Annotated in this window: 15 protein-coding genes; 3 read left to right on the plus strand and 12 right to left on the minus strand. The window is 42.8% G+C overall.

Features of this window, described 5'->3' with window-relative positions:
* Positions 1–81: 81 nt before the first annotated feature.
* The 10 genes from QNH43_RS25875 to QNH43_RS25920 form a co-directional block, all read right to left on the minus strand.
* Positions 82–1,140: a Delta(5) desaturase DesA gene (locus tag QNH43_RS25875; RefSeq protein WP_283916234.1), complete on the minus strand. Its 1,059-nt coding sequence runs from the start codon at positions 1,138–1,140 to the stop codon at positions 82–84.
* Positions 1,141–1,420: 280 nt separating this feature from the next.
* A complete protein-coding gene (locus QNH43_RS25880; protein ID WP_076368216.1) occupies positions 1,421–2,128 on the minus strand; it encodes a response regulator in 708 nt (235 codons plus the stop codon).
* Positions 2,125–3,717 (minus strand): ATP-binding protein, encoded by a 1,593-nt coding sequence (locus QNH43_RS25885; protein WP_283916235.1) that lies wholly within the window; start codon positions 3,715–3,717, stop codon positions 2,125–2,127. The genes QNH43_RS25880 and QNH43_RS25885 overlap by 4 nt, the downstream gene beginning before the upstream one ends.
* Before the next feature lie 79 nt (positions 3,718–3,796).
* Entirely contained in the window at positions 3,797–5,323 is a 1,527-nt protein-coding gene (locus tag QNH43_RS25890) for a tripartite tricarboxylate transporter permease (RefSeq protein ID WP_283916236.1), read from the minus strand.
* A gap of 18 nt (positions 5,324–5,341) precedes the next feature.
* Complete coding sequence (locus QNH43_RS25895) at positions 5,342–5,797, minus strand: tripartite tricarboxylate transporter TctB family protein (RefSeq protein ID WP_283916237.1); 456 nt, start codon at positions 5,795–5,797, stop codon at positions 5,342–5,344.
* Positions 5,798–5,854: 57 nt separating this feature from the next.
* Complete coding sequence (locus QNH43_RS25900) at positions 5,855–6,877, minus strand: tripartite tricarboxylate transporter substrate binding protein (RefSeq protein ID WP_283916238.1); 1,023 nt, start codon at positions 6,875–6,877, stop codon at positions 5,855–5,857.
* Positions 6,878–7,036: 159 nt separating this feature from the next.
* A complete protein-coding gene (locus QNH43_RS25905) occupies positions 7,037–7,963 on the minus strand; it encodes an AEC family transporter (protein WP_076368221.1) in 927 nt (308 codons plus the stop codon).
* Positions 7,964–8,117: 154 nt separating this feature from the next.
* Positions 8,118–8,990 carry a LysR family transcriptional regulator gene (locus tag QNH43_RS25910; RefSeq protein ID WP_283918453.1) on the minus strand — a complete coding sequence of 291 codons (873 nt, stop codon included), beginning with the start codon at positions 8,988–8,990 and terminating at the stop codon, positions 8,118–8,120.
* Positions 8,991–9,124: 134 nt separating this feature from the next.
* Positions 9,125–9,922 (minus strand): formate dehydrogenase accessory sulfurtransferase FdhD, encoded by a 798-nt coding sequence (gene fdhD, locus QNH43_RS25915; protein ID WP_283916239.1) that lies wholly within the window; start codon positions 9,920–9,922, stop codon positions 9,125–9,127.
* Positions 9,923–9,977: 55 nt separating this feature from the next.
* On the minus strand, positions 9,978–10,340 hold the full coding sequence (locus tag QNH43_RS25920) for a Na-translocating system protein MpsC family protein (RefSeq protein WP_283916240.1): 363 nt from the start codon (positions 10,338–10,340) through the stop codon (positions 9,978–9,980).
* Positions 10,341–10,675: 335 nt separating this feature from the next.
* Here QNH43_RS25920 and fdhF point away from each other — a divergent pair, with 335 nt between their 5' ends.
* Both fdhF and QNH43_RS25930 read left to right on the plus strand, forming a co-directional pair.
* Entirely contained in the window at positions 10,676–13,615 is a 2,940-nt protein-coding gene (gene fdhF, locus QNH43_RS25925) for a formate dehydrogenase subunit alpha (RefSeq protein WP_283916241.1), read from the plus strand.
* Positions 13,616–13,633: 18 nt separating this feature from the next.
* On the plus strand, positions 13,634–14,110 hold the full coding sequence (locus tag QNH43_RS25930; RefSeq protein ID WP_283916242.1) for a helical membrane plugin domain-containing protein: 477 nt from the start codon (positions 13,634–13,636) through the stop codon (positions 14,108–14,110).
* A 154-nt stretch (positions 14,111–14,264) separates the two neighbouring features.
* On the opposite strand, the gene QNH43_RS25935 is transcribed toward QNH43_RS25930, so the two are convergent.
* Positions 14,265–14,492 (minus strand): hypothetical protein, encoded by a 228-nt coding sequence (locus QNH43_RS25935; protein WP_283916243.1) that lies wholly within the window; start codon positions 14,490–14,492, stop codon positions 14,265–14,267.
* A gap of 178 nt (positions 14,493–14,670) precedes the next feature.
* Between QNH43_RS25935 and QNH43_RS25940 the strand changes: the two genes are divergently transcribed.
* Positions 14,671–14,886, plus strand: a complete 216-nt coding sequence (locus QNH43_RS25940; protein ID WP_283916244.1) for a hypothetical protein — start codon at positions 14,671–14,673, stop codon at positions 14,884–14,886.
* A 153-nt stretch (positions 14,887–15,039) separates the two neighbouring features.
* Here the strand turns inward: QNH43_RS25940 and QNH43_RS25945 are convergent, their stop codons facing one another.
* Positions 15,040–15,471, minus strand: coding sequence for an Lrp/AsnC family transcriptional regulator (locus tag QNH43_RS25945; RefSeq protein ID WP_076368227.1), 432 nt, complete (start codon positions 15,469–15,471; stop codon positions 15,040–15,042).
* Positions 15,472–15,617: the final 146 nt, after the last annotated feature.

A 15,617-nucleotide genomic window follows, 5' to 3' on the forward strand; every position in this document is an offset into this window, starting at 1 on the left:
ATTTCTTTTTACCCTAGTATATACTAAGGAGTTTCATCAAAAAACCACCCAATGGAAATTGAATGGTTTTTGATGAACTATTTATTTTTCTTGAAGACTTGGACGTTTATTATTGATTTCCACCTTAGGTTTTGTTTCATTTAGACGTTCCTTAATCTCTTTAAAACTTACAAACGTCTTGTTTTCTCCATCATACAGGCGGAAGCGTAGTGATTTTAAACTTGAACTAATGGTGATTGTCGTTGCCTGCTGCAATGGCAGGGTGGAATCATGGACTTTTTCCAGATTATAGTTTGGCACTCTTGGACTAAGATGATGCACGTGGTGAAAACCGATATTACCGGTTACCCATTGCAAAACCTTTGGAAGTTTATAATAAGAACTTCCATCAATGGCAGCCTTCACATAATCCCATTCCGATTCCTCTTCGAAATAAGAATCTTCGAACTGATGCTGCACATAAAACAGCCATATGCCCAGTGATCCCGTTACAAAAAGCATCGGTACCTGAATCATCAGGAATGCCTGCCATCCGATAGCCAAGCATAAAAAACCATAAATTGCCACGATTGCGGCATTTGTCAAATACGTATTCATCCGTTCTTTCTTTTTAGCGCCCTTTTTATTCAGACGGTTCGATACAAGAAATAGATAAAATGGACCTAATCCAAACATGACGATCGGATTTCTATATAAACGGTAAGCCAGACGCCCCCAGAATGAAGCGTCGATATATTCATCAACAGTCATGATCCAAATATCTCCTGTACCGCGTTTGTTTAAATTACTGCTCGTTGCATGATGGATGGAGTGGCTATGCTTCCATTGTTCATACGGAAACAATGTAACAATTCCACTGATTGTACCCAGGATGCTATTCGCTTTCCTGCTTTTGAAAAACGATTGATGACAGCAATCATGGAAAATGATGAAAATCCTTACTACGAATCCTGAAGCCAGGACGGCAAATAAAAGGGTCAGCCAGTATGAAATGGTTAAGCTTTGATAAGCTAAAAACCATAACAGGAAAAATGGCGGAAATGTATTTATAAGCTGTTTCACGCTTGATTTAGTATTGGATTTTTCAAAAGGGGCAATATCTTTTCTCAATTGTTTTTGATTATGATTATGATTACTCATGATTTCCTCCTCATAATATATAGGAATGGAGTGGTTATGCTTACATCTCTTCTTTAAGTATAGGAATAATAACCGATTTTCTATAGTCATAAACGTCAATTCCCTGCCATGACACTTGTCATATACTTGTCTGCTTCAACACTTTTCACCCGTACTTTTTCCTCTTTCATCATTTTTACACTTCAAAAAAGGACGATCAATCCAATCAAGCTGATTCCAAGAAAATGCCTGCCCATTTATTCGAACCAATAAAAAAAGATCCGCCGCTTGGCGAACCCAGTCATAACTTGATGGCATACACCCGTTCAGGACGTCCTACCGTACCATATGTTAAATCGGCATCAATTTTTTCCTCTGACATCAAGTGCTCCAAATAACGCCTTGCCGTCGTCCTGCTCACCCCGATTTCCTTTGCCACTATTTCGGCCGTTAACCCAGGGGAGGATTTCCCCAACACAGCCATCACCTTCTCCAAAGTCATCCGATCGATCCCTTTTGGCAGTAAAGACTGTTCCCTCTCTTTTTCTTTCATTTCCTTTCGCAAAAGCTTATCAACCTGTTGCTGCGTTACGGGAAAATTGCCCTTTTCCAGTTCTGACAGTTTAATGTGATATTCTTGATATCTGTGTAAAGACTGCTTGAAACGTTCAAATGCGACAGGCTTGATAATATAATCAAATATGCCGATCTTGATGGCTTCCTGGACTTTTTCGATTTCTTTAGCCGCCGTTATCATAATGACATCCATTTGTTTGCTTTGCTGCTTGATTTCTTTCAGGATATCGAGCCCATTCATATCCGGAAAATACATGTCGAGCAGCAATAGATCCGGCTGCATGATTTCAATGAAGCTTTTAGCTTCGTCATAGCTTGAGGCGATCCCTATCGTTTGAAAACCCTCAACCTTTTCGATGAACAGCTTTTGTATCTCGGCAATCCGCAGGTCATCCTCTACGATTAAAACTTCTATATCGCGATTGGCCATCATGAAATCACCCCTCTGTTTTTTGGCAGTGCTACAGTGAATATCGTATATTCCCCTTCTTTCGTCGAAAAGGTGATATACCCCCCTAATCCATCTATCGCTTCCTGAACAAGGCTCAAACCTATCCCTGAATTGGTTTGATGGCTTTTCGTCGTAAAGCCGTTCTGGAAAATCAGTTCTGTAACATCTGAATTCATCCCTTTTCCATTATCTTCAACCTCCATGATCAACTCTTTACCCAAGTCCGTGACGAACAGCGATACCCTTTTTTCCTCCCTTTCATTTTCCCGTACAGCTTCGAAGGCATTATTTATGAGGTTGCCGATGATCGTCACTAATAAATCCCGATCTATTTCAGACGGAATATCTTTAAAACTGCTCTCTCTATCAATTGTAAAATCTATTTTCAGCTCACTCGCTAAACTTACCTTCCCTAAGATGAACCCAGCAATAATCGGATCAGGTATTTCCTTCATTAGAAAGTGAATGAAGCCTTGGGTGACATCCACTTCCTTCGATATGAAATCCATCGCTTCTTTATATGAACCGAGTTGAATCAATCCTAGCAACGTATAGAGCCGATTCGAATATTCATGTGTCTGGGCCCTCAGCCCTTCTGCATATGCCTTTACATGTGACAGTTCCTGAAGGAGATTGGATAGTTCCGATTTTTTTCTCAAACTTGCAACAGCACCGATGATTTCACCCTGTCCATTCAAAATGGGAATCCGGCTTGCCAAAAAAACTTCACCGTCTATCATGAATTCCTGATCATACTCGGCCCGTGCCGTGCTGACTACATCCAGCAAATGTGTATGCGTTATGACTTCTTTGATTTTTTGCCCGCGAAGCATGACGTCCTTAGGGATATGAAGGATTTTATGCGCCGTTTCATTGACGACCGTGATTTTCCCATGAACATCAATGGCGATGATGCCTTCATGAATGGATTCCAAAATGGCATGCTTCTCTTGAAACATCCAGGCGATCTCTTTCGGCTCCAAACCCAATATCGCCTTTTTTATATTGAATGAGATGAAAAAGGCGATCAATAAACCGCCGATTAATATAAAAGTGATGACCCAGACGATCTTTCTTTGTATACTGGACACCTCTTTTTCAATATCATCCTGAAGGTAGCCAACAGAAACTACTCCAATTACCTTTTCATTTGCGATTATCGGGGATTTCCCCCTTATTGAAGGACCCAATGTCCCAGTGGACTCCGTGATGATGGATTTCCCATCCCACACTTCGGCATTATCTCCCCCTACCATTTTCCTCCCGATCATGTCGGGATTTGGATGGGACAGCCTTGTTTCATTTTCATCGCCTATTACTATGAATTCCGCATCGATCTGCCTGCGGATTCTTTCCGCGATGGGCTGGATGATTACAGAAGGATTATCCGTTCGAAAAGCTTGTTTAATTTCAGGCAGCAAAGAAATGGTCTGGGCAACCGACAATGCTTTTTCCCCTGTTTCCTGCTTCAGGTTATTTTCCAGGATATTTATGAAAATAAGTTCAAAGATTCCACCCATTAAGATGATTAACGTACAGATGCCCAGCATCAACTTGGTGTGTAAACGCATTCAATCACCTCTACTTACATCATATAAAAAAAAACCCCTTTAAAAAAGGGGTTTTTTCACAACATTCAGAAAATACGAGTTAACCTTCAATATTGATGACAACATCCTTCCCTCTCTTCTTAAGCAAAACCGGAATGAGCAGCCATAATGCCGTTATGATCAGGAATGTCAGCGAAAGCGGCCGGGTGAAAAACAAACTGTAATCCCCATCGGATATCGTCAGGGCCCTGCGCATATTATTTTCTATCATCGGTCCTAAAACCAATCCTAATACCAATGGGGCGATTGGATAATCATTTTTACTTAAGAAATATCCCAAGACCCCGCACCCTAATAATAGCAATAAATCATAAGTCGATACTTGTACCGCATAAACGCCAAAAATGGAAATCGCGATAATGATCGGAATCAAATATTTCTTTGGCGTTTCTATGATTTTCGCAAAAACCTTTACGAGCGGGAGATTAAGGATGAGGAGCATCAGATTCCCGATGAACATACTCGCGATAAGCCCCCAAGCCACCTGAGGGTGGTCCTCGAATAATAATGGACCTGGCTGAACATTGTACATCATGAGCGCACCCATTAAAATCGCCGTTGTGCCGGAACCTGGGATTCCCAGCGTCAATAATGGAATCATCGCTCCGCCAGATGCCGCATTATTGGCCGTTTCAGGTCCAGCCACCCCAGCGATCGCCCCTGTACCAAATTTCCAGGGCTTCTTTGAAATCCGTTTTTCCATTAGGTATGAGAAGAAAGAAGCAAGAGTGGCCCCTGCACCCGGCAGGATACCTACAAAGAAGCCTAAGAGCGATCCCCTCGCAATGGGACCTGCTGATTCCTTGAACTCTTCTTTGGAAGGAATCAAATTTTTGATCTTTGCAATTTCCCCGTCATCCTCTTCTTTTTCCAAAATTGTCTTGAGTACTTCTCCAAGTGCGAATAGACCGACTGCGATCGTCAGGAATTCGACCCCTTGATACAGCCAAGGAATGTCGAATGTAAAACGGGCGATCCCGGATACATTATCGATGCCTATCGTCCCGATCAACAAACCGCAAACCGTCATGATCAGTGCCTTTGTTACGGATTTTCCCGCTAGGCCGCTGACGGCCGCCAACCCTAGAAGCATAAGCGAAAAATACTCCGCCGGACCGAATTTAATGGCGATCGTCGATAATGGCTGAGCCAAGGCAATCATGGCGATAAGGGTGACTATCCCCCCGACGAAGGAACCGATTGCCGAGATGGATAAAGCACTTCCGGCCCTTCCTTTCTTCGCCATTTGGTAACCATCCAATGTCGTGACGACAGAAGAAGATTCGCCAGGTGTATTCAATAGGATGGAAGTTGTCGACCCTCCATACATCGCTCCATAATAAACACCTGCAAGTAAAATGATGGCGCTTGTTGCCGCTTGCTCTGGTGGAAGTCCCCCTGTAATCGAAGCGGTTACCGGAATCAAAAGTGCCACGCCGCTCATTGGCCCGATCCCCGGCAAAACGCCGACAGCCGTACCGATCAATACTCCGACAAATGCAAAAAGGATGTTATACCAAGTTAGAGCCGTTTCAAATCCATGCATTAAATAATCAAAAGTGCCCACTTCAAATCCCCCTTCCTTTTAGGAAAACCAGATTGGCCAACCCGGCAATGTTCCCTTTAACACATTCACGAATAAATAATAGATGATTCCGGAAAATCCTGCGGAAATGATGAGCGATGTCACCCACTTATTCCGTTCCATCGTTTGAAAGCAAACAAACAAGAAGAGAAAGGTCGTAATGACATATCCTATCGTTTCCAATGTCAAAATATAAATCAAGGTAGAGAGCAGAATGATGAAAAAGGGTTTATATTGCAGCTTTTCCTTACCCGATTCCTGCACCTTGCCCCGAAATGCCTCATAGAAAAGGCGAATACTTAAAACAGCAAGAACGAGCCCCAATACAAAAGGGAAAATGTCCGGTCCTACCGAACTTCCATAAGAAGAACTGGCCAGTTTCCTGCTTCCTATCATGAACAGCACCCCGACAGCCAGAAAGGCTACAGATGCAAAGCGATCAAATTTCACGTCCATCCTAATCCCTCCATTTCAGAAAACAAGAAGAAGGTGAAAGCACCTCCTTCTCCTCGATTATTTTTCCATGCCTAAAGCTTCTAATAATTGCTGCACCTGTTTCTCCTGTTCTACTAAAAACTTGCTGAATTCTTCACTATTTTTATATTCTTGTTCCCATCCTTGAACTTCCACTTCTTTTTTCCATTCAGAAGTTTCAACTAGCTTTGCAATGGTTCCGTCCCAAAAGGTTTTCGCTTCACCAGACATATTCTGAGGTCCAAAAACCCCTCTCCAAATCGTGAATTCAGCATCAACACCCTGTTCCTTTGCCGTCGGTATGTCTTTTAGATCGCCACCCAAACGTTCAGTCGAGGTTACGGCCAACACTCTAATCTTTCCTGCTTTTAAAAATTCCCTGACACTGGATGCATCCGTTCCGATCACATCCGCATTACCGCCAAGCAATGCCGTAATCGCTTCCCCGCCCCCGTCGTACGAAACGTATTTAAGTTCAGTTGGATTCAAGCCATATTCATAGGCTGGAAGAATGGAAATCAAATGATCCATGGATCCCGGAGCCGATCCTCCTGCAAAGGTCAGCTTACGCGGATCTTTCTTCACCGCTTCCAGCACTGATTTCAAATCCTTGAATTCGGAATCCGCCTTTACCACTATCGCCCCATAATCCTTTGTCAGCTGCGCCAAAGGGGTCGTATTTTTATATCCATAAGGACTGTTGCCTTCTTTTTTAAGGTTATTGATGATGACAGGCGGTGAATTCACGAACAGCATGTCATTATTATCCGCTTGCTGTGTTGCATAATCCGCCATGAAGACTGCTCCCCCGCCACCGGGTTTGTTTTCTACGGTCAATGGCTGGTTCACAAGTTTTGTCTCACCCAATACCTTTGTAAATGAACGGGCGGTTAAATCCCATCCCCCGCCTGCGCCTGATGGAGCAACGACCGTTATGGCTTTTTTCGGATAGCCTGTGCTTTCTTTCTTTTCTCCTGATGTATCCGAACTGCTGCATGCACCTAAACTTAAAACTAACGAACCCGCCAATATGACCGCTGAAATCTTTTTACGAGAAAACATAATAATCCTCCTTTTGAAAGCGTTTTCTTAATTCTACAAAAATATCTTCGTATTCTTTGATTATTAACCTAAGATGCATAAATTCCATAACCTCTATATTGTTCATAAAGTTTTATCGAAAGGCATGGGAAAAAGGCCCGCCCATTAAGAGCAGCCCTGCTAGAATAATATTTTTGATAGATATACGACCATCGTTACCGTTATACTGCTGAATAAAGTCGACATCAAGACTGCCTGTGCCGCATACTCCGGATGGTTGTCATATTCCAAGGCGAATAATGCGCTGTTTCTCGATGTTGGAAATGAACTTGCGATAAATAATCCCTGAGCGACAGTCCCTTCCAAGCCCAGCAGGAGGATGATAAGGAATGCGATGGATGGCGAGAGTATTAACCGGCCAATCAAGCTAAGGATAAGGGGTAGCGGGAATTGCGTCATTTTCAAATAGGCACTCTGTGCACCCAATGTGATCAAGGCAATGGCTATGAAAGCACTCGCGATATTATCAATCGGGGTCCATAAGAACAGCGGTATGTCGACAGAAGCGGAATGTAATAAAAAACCGAGTAATAAAGCATAAATGACGGGGTTCTTCAAGAACTCGCGAATGGCACCCTTCGCACTTTTTGTATGGACGGAAACGGAATTCATCAATCCATAGGTATAGGTCAACAGGTTTTGAAAAATGATCACGATGACTTGGATCGACAGTCCAAGGGGATTCCCATTAAAAACCATCTGACTGACGGGTAACCCGAAATTGGCTGAGTTATTCAGGACTACACTATTTTTAAACGTGGCAGAAAGACTTTGATCAAACCTGGCAAGTTTAGCAATCACTGTACTTACGATGATGAGGCTTATCGCTTGAAGAGCAAGGAAGCTGAATATCTGGACGATCATCCCCCCGCCCATTTTACTTTGATAGATATTGATAAAGCTAATGGCCGGCATGAGCAGGAAGTGATTCAATTTAGACAGCGTATTCATATCCAACTTGAATTTACGATGCAGGATGGCCCCTGCCCCTATTAGGAAAAAGACCGGCACAATGACATTCAAAACGATCAGAAACAGGACACTCACTTGACTTCCTCTCCATTCCTTAGGCAAATTCCTGATGATTTACATCTCCCATCTATCATAAACCCGGGATAACCATAGTTAAAATACCAATAAATTATCGTTATCCATTCAAAAAAGGAATGACAAAAAAGCACAGAGGTTTCTGTGCTTCCAGTTAAATATCACTCATGAAATCGACGTCTTTTACAAATTCGACAAACGCTCTGACCAGTTTTAATTCGAGCGACTTTTCATGATATAACATCCACGTATTCCTGATAAGGGGATTACCATGTCTATCCTTAAGGTCCATTTGACGGAGATTTTGATCCTTCTCCAATAAAACACTGGGGAGGATGCCATATCCCAGTCCATTCCTGACCATTTCTTTGCATGTATCACCCTTGTCCACTTCCATCCCCACCAAAGGAGGTCCTGAAAAATTGTCTCTCCACCAATTATCGATCATCGTTTTCAAAAGGGCGTCCGTCCCATAATCGATCCTCGGCAGGAAAGGCAGGTCCCGGACTTCGATTTCTTCCTTGGAGGCAATGCAAATCGTTTCCTCAAAAAGATGATGCCTTGATCCCGCCCATTGATAGTCCCCCCGAACGATCCCTACATGCACTTCTTCCTTGTAAATGAGGTTCAGCACTTCTTTACTCCAACCGGTTGTCACATGGAAATCCACTTTAGGATATCGCTCACGAAATAATCTCAACAGGCCTGGCAATTTATGCAGCGTGATATAATTGGAAACACCCAGCCGTAATGTCCCACTGATCTCCTGACCCATATTGAACGCTGTCTCTTTTATCTGCCGAAGCCTGATCAGCATCTCATCTGCACAGTTGGCCAAATATTCCCCTTGAGGGGTGAACTGCACTCCCCTTGTTCCCCGCTCCACAATCTTTAGATTGAATTCCTTCTCTATTTGCTGAATTCGTTTCGTTAAAGAAGGTTGCGATATATATAAACTTTGCGCCGTTTTAGTAATATTCTTGCGCTCATGCAACACCTTTAAAATATGCCAATCCCTTTCATTCATAACCCTTCCCCCGATACCGCTTTTTCCTTGAATGTCCACCATATAAGGCTTGTTGGATATATCCAGGCCATGCCTTGCAGGGGCTTTCCCAAAGCGCATTCTCCAGCCCGCCTTAAGAGCGGCATCTTTCACGCTCAGTCATTCAATTGAATTCGTTCAGGGCATGTATAGATATTCAGTGAATCATTACGAATGAACCCGACCGTGGTGATTCCCAATCCTTCAGCCAGCCCCAAGGCCAATTCGGTTGGAGCGGATTTCGAGAGGATCAGTTCACAGCCGATTTTCGCCACCTTCAAGAGAATTTCCGATGAAATCCGGCCGCTGAACACGATCGCTTTCCCTTCTATCGAAATACCATTTTTCAAGCAATGGCCATATATTTTGTCCAAGGCATTATGCCGTCCGATGTCCATCCTGCTTAATACGAGGCCATCGACATCGCATAAAGCGGCATTGTGGACCCCTCCTGTATTCTGGAAGGTGACAGCTGAATTTTGTAAATCCTTCATCAAGCGGAAGCAGTCATCGGGAGTAAGTTTCACCGAAACATTATCCATTTTCTTGGCAGTCAATGCATCATTCACAAAGACGAACCCTTGTCTGCTCATTCCGCAGCATGAAGTTATATATCTCTTATTTTGAAAATCCTGGAAGTAGGGATTCACTTTATCTGTCTTCACATGAACGAAGCCTTCTTTTTCCTGGACCCAGATTTCTTTTATCTCATCATATTTTTTGATGATGCCTTCCGAAGCCAAATAACCAATCACCATATCCTCGATGTATTCAGGTGTACAAACCATCGTGACGAATTCCTGGCCATTTATTTTGACAGTAACGGGATACTCCGTTACGATCGTATCTTCCGTCCGCTCGATGTTGCCTTTGGTTATCCGGATGATGTCCCTCTTGCCTTCAATCGCTTTCATGTTCCCACTCCTTTTACTATCCAGGAGCCAATTGACCACTATGCAAGGAACATGGTCAATGCCTGTTGAGTTTGTCCGCTATATCTTTATCAAATACAAATACGGAAATCGCTATGTTCTCCTTGATTTTGATATCTGAAAACAAATGGACCAGTTTTGCTCCAACCAGCTCTTCCATTCCATCAGGAGGACTCTCCGAATACACATCCTGAACCATTTTGGTTCGTGCTGAATGGACCATGTCCCTTCCTTCCTCCGATCTTGATATGAACATTTCCGTAGGAGTCAAATTCCCATATAACGTAGAAACGGCCATATTTTCCACGAAAACCGTGTGTATGCGTTCTGGTCCTTTACCGAATAGTTCCTTGCGCAGCTTACGAATCATATCATTGAATTCATGGATAACTTTTGACACCGTTACGTCACTCCAATTCAAGAAAAATTAAGTTCTCAATTTTCTTATCATAAATCAACGCGAAGAAAAACGAAAGGAATTTGGGAATGATAACCTCTTTCCAGGATTGTTTCTTGTTAAAATTAAAGGTATAATATCAATGAGGAAAGTTGGGAGCATAATAGTGTACTGTTGTGTCCTATCTTTTTTAAAAATTATCCATTATGGTATGGATTGGTATATTGGCAAGCTTTGCTATTAAACTATTCCACCATGACCTACATTTCCGTTCAGAGCCGGAGGTGTGATCATGGTGGTTTTTTTTCGTGTTTTTGGCTATAAAAGGGGGAAATATAATGAGCGATTCAAACATCACCATCAAAATCAATGGGAAGGATTATACCGCTAATGAAGGAGCGACAATACTGGAGGTCATCAACCAAAATGAGATAGCCCATCCACAGATTTGTTATGTTCCTGAAGTGGATCCGATCCAAACATGCGACACATGCATCGTCGAAGTAAATGGGAAACTCGTCCGATCATGTTCAACAAAAGCAGCGGGCGGCATGGATATAGCCTTGGACTCAAGCAAGGCAAAAGCAGCCCAAACCGAAGCCATGGACCGGATCCTGGAAAACCATTCTTTATACTGTACTGTATGTGATAATAACAACGGGAATTGCAAACTGCATAACACAGCGGAATTAATGGAAATCGAACACCAAAAATATCCTTACACACCGAAAGTGGAATTGGGTGCCGTCGATATGTCCCATCCATTTTACCGCTATGATGCCAATCAATGCATCGCATGCGGGCAATGTGTCGAAGTCTGCCAAAACCTTCAGGTCAACGAGACGCTGTCCATCGACTGGGAAGCGGAACGCCCCCGTGTAATCTGGGATGAAGGAACGGAAATCAATAACTCATCTTGTGTAGGCTGCGGACAGTGTGTAACCATTTGTCCATGTAATGCATTAATGGAAAAATCGATGCTGGGTGAGGCTGGCTTCATGTCAGGTTTGAAAAACGATATGCTTGAACCAATGATTGACCTTGTCAAAGAAGTGGAACCTGGATACAGCGGGATTTTTGCGATTTCGGAGATTGAAGCGGCAATGCGTGATACACGGACGAAGAAGACAAAAACGGTCTGTACGTTCTGTGGGGTGGGATGCACATTCGAAGTCTGGACAAAAGGCCGTAAAATCCTTAAAGTCCAACCTACTCATGAAGCACCCGTCAATGCGATATCCACATGTGTCAAAGGGAAATTCGGCTGGGACTTCGTAAACTCGGAAAAACGTTTGACCAAGCCCCTGATTCGGAAAAATGGTAGATTCGTTGAATCAAGCTGGGATGAAGCACTTGATTTGGTTGCATCCAGACTTGGTTCGATCAAACAGCAATATGGCGGAAATTCAGTAGGCTTCATTTCCTCATCAAAGATCACGAATGAAGAAAACTATGTGATTCAAAAACTGGCACGGCAAATGTTCGAAACGAATAACGTCGACAATTGCTCGCGTTACTGTCAATCCCCGGCAACAGACGGACTGTTCCGTACAGTCGGCATGGGCGGTGATGCTGGTACGATTAAAGATATCGCCGCAGCAGGTCTTGTCATCATCGTTGGGGCTAACCCTGCAGAAGGCCATCCCGTATTGGCGACACGCGTAAAACGGGCACATAAGCTTCACGGACAAAAACTGATCGTAGCGGACATCCGCAAAAACGAAATGGCCGAGCGCTCCGACATCCACATCAGTCCAAAACAAGGAACAGACCAAGTTTGGTTGATGGCGGTTACAAAATATATGATCGATCAAGGCTGGCATGATCATGAATTCATCAATGAAAATGTTAACTTCTTCGAAGATTATAAAGAGGTACTTGAAAAATACACCCTGGAATATGCCGAAACACACACAGGCATTTCCATAGAAACATTGATCCAAATAGCTGAGACCATTCGCGATGCAGACGGAACATGCATTCTCTGGGGAATGGGCGTTACACAAAACACCGGTGCTTCCGATACTTCGGCGGCAATTTCCAACTTGCTATTGGCTACGGGTAACTACCGCCGTCCAGGAGCGGGAGCTTATCCGCTTCGCGGCCATAACAATGTACAGGGCGCTTGCGATATGGGAACCCTGCCAACATGGCTTCCGGGATATCAGCATGTTACCGATGACGTGGCACGTGCTAAATTCGAAAAAGCTTATGGAGTGAAAATCGATGGCAAACCAGGCTTGAACAATATTGAAATGCTTAAAGCGATAGAAAAGGGCGACATGAAGGCCATGTATCTTGTCGGAGAAGATATGGCACTTGTCGATGCGGATGCAAACCATGTTGATAAAGTGTTATCCGGATTGGATTTCTTTGTTGTCCAGGATATTTTCCTTTCAAGGACAGCCCAATATGCCGACGTGGTATTGCCCGGAGCTCCATCTCTTGAAAAAGACGGAACGTTCACCAATACGGAGCGCCGTGTACAGCGTTTATATAAAGCCCTTCCCACTATGGGAGATTCTAAAGCGGACTGGGAAATCACTCAAGAGATCGCCAACCGCTTAGGTGCAAATTGGAACTACACTCACCCTAGTGAAATCTATGAAGAAATGGCAAGCCTTTCACCGATATTCAGCCAAGCGAATTACGGGGTGCTGGAAGGATGGAACAGTTTCCTCTGGGGAAGCCATGATGGATCAAACACGCCGCTTCTTTATGTGGATGGCTTCAACTTCCCTGATAAGAAAGCGCGCTTTGCATTGGCTGACTGGGTGGAACCTCATAAATTCCCGGAAGAATATGACCTTCATATCAATAATGGACGCATGCTGGAGCATTTCCATGAAGGCAATATGACGAACAAATCCAATGGAATCCAATCGAAAGTACCTGATATTTTCGTTGAGGTATCACCAGAACTTGCCAAAGAACGTAAAGTCGGTGATGGCGGACTCGTTCGCTTAGTGTCTCCATTCGGGGCCGTTAAATTAAAAGCCCTGATCACAGACCGCGTGAAAAATAATGAACTATTTTTACCGATGAACTCAGTCGACAAAGACTCTGCCATCAACTTCCTGACTGGTCCTATCTATGATCAACGCACAAGCACGCCTGCTTACAAACAGACGATGGTCCGCATGGAAGTATTAAGCGCAAGCGGAGACATCCCATTACCGGGTACCAATCCAAGGAACAAAAAGCGTCATCCTCAAAATGGTGTCGAGGTTGAACGTAAGTGGGCCCGTCCAGGCTATGTTCACTTAACGGATAAATAAACAAGGAGGGTGAAGATCATGGCAGCTCCTATTACGGAAATCCATAATCCCATTACTGAGGAAGAAATAAAGCAACAAAAACTCGAAGAACTGAAAACGCTCATCACCGATAATGAAGATGCATTGAACAATATGTTTAAAATCGTCAATGAACTGAATGACTCGGGAGTATTCGAAGCCGCGACCTCCATGCTTCAAGGAAAAGAACAAATCGCGAAAATCGCTCTTCAACAAATCACAAGGCAACCTGTTACAAACCTGATCAATACCCTAATGGGGGCAACAGGAGCCTTGATGAACGCCGATGCCGCACAATCCACGAAACTGCTTAACAGTGCACTTGCAGGAATCGATGAAGGAAACAAATTCCTTCAGGCAGATAAGAAGATCGGAGTTTTGGATTTAATGAAAACATTGAATGATCCAGACATAAACCGGGCGATCGGCTTTGGAGTTCACTTCCTAAAGGGAATGGGCAAGGAATTAAAAGAATAGAATCGGAACAAAGACTCAAGAGAAGCTTCTTTTGAGTCTTTTTTTATCATGTTTGACGATATTGATGCAAAATTAAGGAATCTGGGGATTTCCAAAATGTTGATGTACATAGGGCCAAATCACTCATCAAAATACAGGCTGTACACCCTTCCCTTTATTCGCACCACTGCTTGTCAGATTCAATGATTGCAAGATTTTCGTTGCACTGGATGCAGAGGAAATGTTTAAAAAATCCCCCACCTGCCGATTCGTTATGGTCGAGCCTAATAGATAAAAATAATCTCGTAACGCCAGGATATGTGCTTTTTACTGGATAGTTGGCATTGAGAGCAAATCCATGTGCCATGCCTTCTACATAACTGATTCCCCTTGCAATTCTCACATATCACCCCTTTTATTGGGTCCTTTTCGGTAAGGTTATATCGTTCCAGAATGGAAAAGTCCGCATCGATGTGGAGTTTATTCATTACAAGAACTGCTTTTTTCTAATCTTTTTCACTAAAAATGGAGTCTGTTATGGAATCTTCCATTTGACTAATTTTATAAGGAGGTGCATCGCGATGGATAACTTTATAGTGGAGTTTATGGTTACCAGGAGCTGCATGGATGATTGTTTGGGATTGCTGATGACAATTAAAGAAAGGATGAGAAGTGAGGGAAAACCATTTTTCAAGAACCAATTGGTCAACTGTGATTCTTGGCGGCTGACTTGTATGATGGGATCTGGAAATGCCGTTTCTTTTCCTTCGATCGTTCGAATCAGCTGGTTGAAATGAGGATCAGCGAAAACTCCTGATTTATCTGCGAATTATACGATTTATCGATTTTTCGACAAAAACAACTAAAATTAAGCAAAAAAAAGCCTTACTTCACAGAAATTGTAGTAAGGCTCTGACTATTTAAAATGTTACCTCCAAAGAAAAGAAACCTTATTTTAACTTTCCTATTGATAGGTTAACACGATAATTCCCGTACTTTAATAGCCGCCCTAGAAAGTTATCCAATTCTTCATTGGAAGCAAAATGCGTTTTTAATAAATAACATCCCTCACCACTTACACGATGTACTTCAGAAATTCCTTCTTCTTCTTGAAAGAAATCCATAAACTCTTGATGATTAGCTGTAGTTACGAACAAAGTAACAAATGCAGTCACGATTTGTCCTAATTTGATTCGGCTTATTGCGATTGTATATTGTTCAATAATCCCTAAATCCTCTAATCTTCGAATTCGATTTCCTACAGCCTGCCCCGTCATATGTATTTTTTGACCAAGTTCTTTCCATTGTATTCTTGAGTTTTCTCCTAATAATTTCAGTATCTCAAAATCTGTTTGATCAATGATATAAACCAATCCTTTCATCGTGAAAGCAGAAAGCCAGAAAGTGTTTCGCCAACTTATTCTGCTTATCGATACAATTCACTATACTTAGTTTACCCTCTTACATCACATTATTTATCAGTTATATTCACCTATAACATAGAGGACGCAACAAAAAATACATCTAG

The organism is Peribacillus simplex (assembly GCF_030123325.1).
GTDB lineage: Bacteria > Bacillota > Bacilli > Bacillales > DSM-1321 > Peribacillus > Peribacillus simplex_D.

What these genes read in the sequence shown, in the direction of transcription:
- QNH43_RS25885 (WP_283916235.1), bottom strand. Translation starts at nt 3,717, where the DNA reads ATGCGTTTACACACCAAGTTGATGCTGGGCATCTGTACGTTAATCATC.
- QNH43_RS25910 (WP_283918453.1), bottom strand. Translation starts at nt 8,990, where the DNA reads ATGAATGAAAGGGATTGGCATATTTTAAAGGTGTTGCATGAGCGCAAG.
- fdhD (WP_283916239.1), bottom strand. Translation starts at nt 9,922, where the DNA reads ATGAAAGCGATTGAAGGCAAGAGGGACATCATCCGGATAACCAAAGGC.
- QNH43_RS25945 (WP_076368227.1), bottom strand. Translation starts at nt 15,471, where the DNA reads ATGAAAGGATTGGTTTATATCATTGATCAAACAGATTTTGAGATACTG.
- QNH43_RS25930 (WP_283916242.1), top strand. Translation starts at nt 13,634, where the DNA reads ATGGCAGCTCCTATTACGGAAATCCATAATCCCATTACTGAGGAAGAA.
- fdhF (WP_283916241.1), top strand. Translation starts at nt 10,676, where the DNA reads ATGAGCGATTCAAACATCACCATCAAAATCAATGGGAAGGATTATACC.
- QNH43_RS25900 (WP_283916238.1), bottom strand. Translation starts at nt 6,877, where the DNA reads ATGTTTTCTCGTAAAAAGATTTCAGCGGTCATATTGGCGGGTTCGTTA.
- QNH43_RS25940 (WP_283916244.1), top strand. Translation starts at nt 14,671, where the DNA reads ATGGATAACTTTATAGTGGAGTTTATGGTTACCAGGAGCTGCATGGAT.
- QNH43_RS25880 (WP_076368216.1), bottom strand. Translation starts at nt 2,128, where the DNA reads ATGATGGCCAATCGCGATATAGAAGTTTTAATCGTAGAGGATGACCTG.
- QNH43_RS25875 (WP_283916234.1), bottom strand. Translation starts at nt 1,140, where the DNA reads ATGAGTAATCATAATCATAATCAAAAACAATTGAGAAAAGATATTGCC.
- QNH43_RS25895 (WP_283916237.1), bottom strand. Translation starts at nt 5,797, where the DNA reads ATGGACGTGAAATTTGATCGCTTTGCATCTGTAGCCTTTCTGGCTGTC.